We start from the raw sequence: 6,770 nt of genomic DNA, 5'->3' as shown, positions 1-6,770 counted from the left end.
TTAGTCCCTTTTATTATACAGGTAATTTATTAACAAGATTTGAATAATATTATAAATATGGCCATTTTATTTTTATCCTTTCATTCCTGTAAATGTGATTCCTTTTATGAAATATCTTTGAGTGAATAAAAATACGATTATAAGAGGCAATATTACGATAACCGAACCTGCCATTTGCATCGCTATGTTTTCAGTATATTGACCCCCTAAAACAGATACAGCAACCGGAAGGGTATACATGCTTTCATCCGTCGCTATAATTAATGGCCATAAAAAATTGTTCCAAGAACCTGTAAAAGTGAAGATGGTTATTGCTGCCATAGCGGGTCTAGCCAAAGGCAAGATTATTCTAAAAAATATCCACCCTTCATGCGCCCCATCCATTTTAGCTGCTTCTATTAGTTCATCAGGTATACTCATAATGTACTGTCTCATGAAAAAAATGTTGAAGGCATTGGCTATAGCTGGTAATATTAACCCCAAATAGGTGTTCAATAGATTCAACCGTGATAACAATAAGAATACTGGGATCATAGTAATTTGACCTGGTACCATAATCGTTCCCAAGATGAACAAAAACAATAAATTTTTATTTTTGAAACGAAATTTGGCGAATCCATAACCTGCCATAGTAGCTACTAAAACCGAAAGAAATGTTGTAGAAAGAGACACAATAACGGAATTCAAAAAAGGCCTTCCAAAGTTCATATTTTGAAATAAGTCTATATAATTGTTAAAAGTAGGATTCCTAGGGATCCATCTTGGAGGAAATATAAAAATTTCTCCTGGCCCCTTAAAAGAAGTTGAAAGCATCCATATAAAAGGTATAACAGAAATTAACAACCAAATAATCAATAATCCATGTACCGCTACTTGCTCTATAGGAGAAACTTTTCGCGATCTCATATTTATCACTCCTTACCGATACTCTTTTATACTTCTGATCTTCTTGCACTCATTTGTATGTATGTTAAAGCAAATATCATTAAAAATAGCATAAAAGCGATTGAAGAGGCATACCCTAATTTGAAGAACCTGAAACCTTGTCGATACAGATAGAGAACTATAGATAAAGTAGCATTCAAAGGTCCGCCTGCCGTTAACATGTATGGTTCTTCAAATAATTGCAAATAACCTATTACAGTCATAACTGTAACGAAAAATATTGTTGGCCTCAACGATGGAATGGTAACATGTAAAAATTGTTGGAATCTTGAAGCTCCATCCAACTCGGCAGCTTCATATAGATAGTCTGGTATATTTTGTAAACCAGCCGTGAAGAGAATAACGTTGTAACCAACTGCTTTCCAAACTACAAGCATTATTACCGATGGCATTGCCCATATGGGAGCACCTAACCAATTAGGTCCTTGTATCCCAAATAAACCCAAAAACCAATTTATTAATCCGTAATCAGGATTGAGCATCCAAGCCCATACAATAGCAATTGCGACTGTGTTTGTAATGGAAGGTAGATAAAAACTCACTTTAAAAAAATTCTTAAAATACGTGGCTTCCCTGTTTATAAGGGCAGCAAAACTTAAAGCCAAAACTACCGTTAAAGGCATCGCAACAACTAATGCGTATAATGTATTTAATAATGCCCTCCAAAAAAGAGGGTCTTGCATTAAATTCCTATAATTTTCAAGGCCTATAAAACTAGCATTTCCCCAATCATATATAGCATAAACATCGAAATCAGTGAAGCTTATGATCAAAGAAACTACTATGGGTATTAACATGAAGATCAACAATAATATTATTGAAGGTCCTATGAAACCAATAATCGCTCTTAATGGGGTCTTCAATTTTATCCCTCCTTGATAATCACAAAAATTTTGATCAAAAGCCCCTCTTTTTTTGTAAAAAGAGGGGCATAAAACAAATTATTTCAATATCTTTTCAATATCTTTTTTCAAATCCTTAGCCGCTTGTTCGGGTGTTTTTCTGCCATAAATTGCTTCTTGAACCATGCTATCAATCGAAACTGAGATTTCTTGAAATTCAGGTATGTTCATAGGTGCTTTTGCATCATTCAACTGTTCACCGAACGTTGCTATCATTGGATCTGCTTGTAATACAGGATCTTCCCATGCTTTGGATGTTGAAGGTAATGCGTTCACAATTTGGTACCATTTCACTTGGATATCAGGTCTCGACAAGAACTCTATGAACTTCCAAGCGGCTTCTTTGTTTTTGGAATCCCTGAAAATAACTAAATTACTACCTCCCATGAAGGATGTTCTACTTTTTTTCTCTGGCATTAAGGCAACATCCCACTTACCATCTATTTGAGGTGTTTGAGCCCTTATCATACTAACCATCCATGGACCGGAAAAGAAGATTGGGGTATCTCCAGACGCAAAATCTTGGAATAGGTTACCTCCACCTGCAATTGGGGTTAATTCTTCTGTGAAAAATCTTGTATAATACTCAAAAGCTTCAACAAATTCTGGTTGGTCTATTATCACATTTCCTTGGCTATCTAAAATATCTCCACCATTTTGCCAAACAAATGGTAACAATACCTGGTAATTATCCTGAGGTTGATAAAGGGTAATACCATATCTACTTCCATTTTCAACTAACTTCTTTACAGCATCGTATAACTCATCCCAATTTTGAGGAGCATGATCGTAACCTACTTGAGCTAATAAATCAGTTCTGTAATACATAGCTCTGGTATCTACATACCAAGGAACACCTAACTGTTTTCCATCAACTATTCCTGTTTCCCATGCACCTTGGAAGAAATTCTCTGGGTTTACAAATTCAGACTCTTCAATGTATGGGCCTAAATCTTCAAATGCCCCCATGCTTCCAAACGGAGCCATCCAAGTTGTTCCCATCTGAGCAACATCTGGGACTTGCCTGCCAGCGATTCCGGTTAAAATTTTATCGTAGGCGTTTGCCCAAGGTATAGCTTGAACATCGATCTCATATTCTGGGTATTCTTCCATGAAAAGTTCGGCCAATTGATCCAAACTTTTTGCCTCTTCACCCATACCCCATACGGTGATCTTTGTCGCACCAAAATTTAACGAAACCATCAACATCACAACACTCAAAACAACCAATGCCTTTCTCATCTTTCTACACCTCCTAATAGTAATTTTACGGTTTTTTGATATTTTTCTAAAAAAGTACCTCAACATTCAAAACATTTTCTTCAAGTAATTCCGGATTAATAATGTTTCCATCAATTTCTACACCGTTAACTATGATCTTTTTCTCATCACTTTTTTTGTAAGTTATGTTCAACTGTTTTCCCCTGAATATTCTCTTTACTTTTACTTCTTTCCAATCTTCGGGGAATAAAGGTTCTATTTTTAACCCTTCCCATTCGGCTTTTAGTCCAATAATTCCCTCAATCGCAACTATAAAATACCAAGCTGCTGATCCTGTATACCAAGTCCACCCTCCTCTTCCAAAATAGGGGGAATCTGGTCCATCAACGTTACCTGGAGTAACATATGGTTCAGCTAAGTATTTATCTGGTTCCAAACCCCTATAAATAGGCATGAAGCTTTTGTAGATTTTATATGTATCAGGATCTTTCATTTTTGAGGCTGCTAATATCGCCCACGTACCTGCATGAGTGTACAATCCGCCATTTTCTCTAACTCCCGCGGCGTATCTACTTAGATAACCAATTTCTGGATCAGGTTTAGCAAACGCCGGTTGAAAAAGAAGTGGTCCATAATCTTTAAACAGGTACTTTTTTGCTGATCGATAAGCTGTTTCACTTCGTGTTTGTGTTGCGGTACCGTTGATTATTGCCCAAGTTTGTGCATTTAAAAATATCTTACCTTCACTATTTTGTTTGCTTCCAATCGGTTCCCCGTTGTCTTTGAATGCCCTTACGTACCATTCTCCATCCCAGGCGTATTTGTTGATGTTTTCTTTAAGCTTTTCAGCTTCGTCCATAAACCTTTGCATATTTGCTAAATCTCCCATTTTCTTACAAACAACAGAGAAATCTTTTAAAATACCGTACAAGAAATGTCCAAGCCAAATACTTTCCCCTTTACCCTGGGTACCAACAGCGTTCATACCATCATTCCAGTCTCCATCACCTATTAAAGGAAGTCCTCTTGGGCTCATATGATTTAAATTGTAGTGAATTGCTCTAATACAATGGTCGTATAAAGAAGATTCCCCACCATCCAGAAACTTTATATTTTCTTTCAAAAATTCTAAATCACTAGTTTCTTTTAAAAACCTTAAAACAACAAAAGGCAACCATAATCTGTTATCCGATATATTATTCTTGTAACCGAGTTCAGAAATGGGATGCCACCAATGGTACACACTTCCATCTTTGAATTGGTGAGCTGCGTGAAGTTTTATCTGATTTTTGGTTTGTTCGGGATCCACATACAAAAATATCTGACTATCTTGAAGTTGATCTCTAAAACCGTACGCCCCACCAGTTTGATAATAGGCAGACCTTCCCCATAACCTTCCTGAAATAGCTTGGTACTTCAACCAGTTATTTAGCATAAAATCCAAGGCTTTATCTGGTGTTTCAACAGTAAATTTTGAAAGCATTTCGTTCCACATATCTTTTACTTTTTCGAATTCTTCGTCTACCTTTTCTACTGTTTGATATTTTTTAACAAGTGAGCTCACACTTCCGTTTGTATTTTTTTTAGAAACGGCCCCAAGCAAATAAATCAACGTTTTTTCTTCTCCTGGTTTTAAAATTATTTCATTTTTTAAACTACCAATAGAATCTTCCCATTTTCCATAAGTGTTTGACATTTTTCCACTAATAAGGGCATTTGGATTAGAAATACTTCCATACTCTCCCAAAAATTTTTCCTTTGACCCTTCAAATCCGGCTATTTTCTCATTAACTGAATGAAAAGCGGTATATTCCCAGTTCCTGTTCCAATTTTGACCTTTTTCATTTGGAATCTCCCACATTCTTTTTTCAGCCGTTATACAGTTTAAATCATTTAAAAAATCTGTTTCTATAAAAGTTTTGTGAAACTCTCTGTGCCAGTCGGGAGCGGCTCCCAAATTCCATTCTAAGTAGGTGTAAATAGACAATTTGTGTTCTTTTTCAGAAGTATTTTTTATAGTTAACTTCCATATTTCGACTGGGTCATCCTTAGATACAAACATAGTTAAATTCGTTTTTATATCGAAATATTTGGTCTCAAATATTGAATAACCTTGACCGTGTCTTACTTCATACTCTTGTGGTTCTTTACATGTGGGCTTCCAACTTGGAGACCAAAAGTCTCCACTTGTCTCATTTTTTATGTAAATATATTTGCCCCATTCATCCTTTATGAGATCTTGTTCCCACCGTGTAATTCTATTTAAACTTGCATGTGTTCTCCAACTATAACCAGAACCACTCTGAGATATGACCATTCCATAATCACCATTAGAAATAACATTTATCCAAGGTTTTGGAGTTTTAGGAGTGGTTATAACATACTCTTTTCCATCCTCTGTGAAATATCCGTATTTTGTCTCGAACATATCTTCCCTCCTGATTTTAAAAATTGCTGTTATGAGGTTATAAAATACTTTATTCATGCTTACTTAACCGATTAAGTTATCTGTAAAAAATTTAAATTCTTGTACAAGATTGTCTTTCGATTAATTTTGTTTTTAACAAATATCTTTTTTCTTCTATTGTTTCTCCATTTATCAAAGCTGTTATAATATCTACAGCTTTTTTACCCATTTCATATATGGGTTGTGAAACAGTTGTTAAAGGTGGTTCTATTATAGAACTGGCCTCGATGTTGTCAAAACCTATAGTAGAGACATCTGTTGGAATTTTGTACCCACTTTCTTTTAAAGCTCTCATTGCTCCTATCGCCATTTGATCATTCGAAGAAAAGATAGCAGTGAATTTTTCTCCTTTTTCTAACAACCTTTTTGTAGCTGTATATCCTTCTTCTTTTGTAAAATTACCGTTTTCAACTAATTCTTGGTTGAATTTGATTCCATAGGCTTTTAATGCCTTCAAATAACCTTTGAATCGTGCCTTTGAATCCCAGGCAACTTGTGGACCTTCTAAAAACGCTATTTTTTTATGCCCAAGTTTTATCAAATATTCTGTCGCCTCAAATGCACCATTTTCGTTGTCGACCATCACAGAATAAATATCTTCATCCTTTGGTGGATAATCGATAAAGACAAAAGGAATATCCCTTTCTTTCAAAGACTTTATGAAATTATCAGTAATAAAGTAAGCCATTATAATTAATCCGTCAACCATACTCTTATTCAACAATCGAACCACTTGTTGCTCTCTTTCTGGCCTTGCATGTGTGGTAAATAGATTGAGAAGATAGTCTTTTTTATTTAAAGTTTTTTCTACTCCTCTAATTATATTTGCATAGAACATATCAGAAATATCTGGAATAACTAAACCTACAAAATGTGTTTTTTCACCTGCTAAACCCCTTGCTGCAGAATTAGGAAAATAATTAGTTTCCTCAATTATATTTTTTATTTTATTTCTAACCGGCTCACTCACACCGGGTTTATCATTGATCACATAAGATACGGTGGCTTTAGAAACTTGTGCGATCTGTGCTATATCTTCGATAGTTATTCGAGAATTTTTATTTTTCTTTGGTGGCATAGCGTATCCTCCAATGCTTGATTATAAAATTACTTAACCGTTTAACTAATTATATTATAACTCTTATACTTTTAAAATAAAAATCCGATTAAATGGAATTATAGACGATTAAAGTCGAGTAGAGACGATTAGGACTTAAAAACTTAAAAATTCTTAA

5 protein-coding genes are annotated in these 6,770 nt (G+C 35.0%); all 5 read right to left on the bottom strand.

All coding sequences use genetic code 11. The features are described 5' to 3' along the window. Positions 1 to 72 precede the first annotated feature (72 nt). The gene (locus AA81_RS06415; protein WP_103898577.1) at positions 73 to 906 is read right to left on the bottom strand and encodes a carbohydrate ABC transporter permease; all 834 of its coding nucleotides are present in this window, start codon (positions 904 to 906) and stop codon (positions 73 to 75) included. Positions 907 to 932: 26 nt separating this feature from the next. Further along, positions 933 to 1,808 (bottom strand): carbohydrate ABC transporter permease, encoded by an 876-nt coding sequence (locus tag AA81_RS06410; RefSeq protein ID WP_103898576.1) that lies wholly within the window; start codon positions 1,806 to 1,808, stop codon positions 933 to 935. A gap of 78 nt (positions 1,809 to 1,886) precedes the next feature. Then, the gene (locus tag AA81_RS06405; protein ID WP_169999643.1) at positions 1,887 to 3,089 is read right to left on the bottom strand and encodes a sugar ABC transporter substrate-binding protein; all 1,203 of its coding nucleotides are present in this window, start codon (positions 3,087 to 3,089) and stop codon (positions 1,887 to 1,889) included. A 46-nt stretch (positions 3,090 to 3,135) separates the two neighbouring features. After that, the gene (locus tag AA81_RS06400; RefSeq protein WP_103898574.1) at positions 3,136 to 5,496 is read right to left on the bottom strand and encodes a glycoside hydrolase family 94 protein; all 2,361 of its coding nucleotides are present in this window, start codon (positions 5,494 to 5,496) and stop codon (positions 3,136 to 3,138) included. 91 nt (positions 5,497 to 5,587) lie between these two features. After that, a complete protein-coding gene (locus tag AA81_RS06395) occupies positions 5,588 to 6,613 on the bottom strand; it encodes a LacI family DNA-binding transcriptional regulator (RefSeq protein WP_103077385.1) in 1,026 nt (341 codons plus the stop codon). Between the last annotated feature and the right edge of the window lie 157 nt (positions 6,614 to 6,770).

Source organism: Petrotoga halophila DSM 16923 (assembly GCF_002924615.1).
This window is presented reverse-complemented; position numbering and strand designations above follow the sequence as displayed.